Raw genomic sequence first — 374 nt, forward strand, 5'->3', positions numbered from 1 at the left:
ACGAGGTCGGCCTGGCGGGCGCGTGGACGGCGGTCGACTCGGTGGTGGCGCGCCCGGCGCGCACCGCGGGCACGGTCGTCAAGGACGAGGGCGAGGGCGGCAAGCAGCTCGCCGCCTTCCTCGCCGACCAGAAGTTCATCTGAGCCGCGCCCCCCACATCCCGCCCCAGCGAAACACGGAGACATAGAGCAATGGCTGAGATCCTCGTCCTGGTCGACCACGCCGACGGCGCCGTCCGCAAGCCGGCCCTGGAGCTGCTGACCCTGGCCCGCCGCATCGGCGAGCCGTCGGCCGTCGTCCTCGGTGCCGGTGGTGCCGCGGCCGACATCGCCGCCAAGGCCGCCGAGTTCGGCGCCGCCAAGGTGTACGTCGCC

The 374-nt window shown here is 73.8% G+C and carries 2 pseudogenes; both read left to right on the forward strand.

The features are described 5' to 3' along the window. Nucleotides 1-143 (forward strand): annotated as a pseudogene (locus PUR71_RS00170) (electron transfer flavoprotein subunit beta); the annotation flags it as partial. A 48-nt stretch (nt 144-191) separates the two neighbouring features. Further along, nucleotides 192-374: pseudogene (locus PUR71_RS00175) on the forward strand (electron transfer flavoprotein subunit alpha/FixB family protein); the annotation flags it as partial.

The sequence above is a fragment of the Streptomyces sp. SP17BM10 genome, from assembly GCF_036322405.1.
Classification (GTDB): domain Bacteria; phylum Actinomycetota; class Actinomycetes; order Streptomycetales; family Streptomycetaceae; genus Kitasatospora.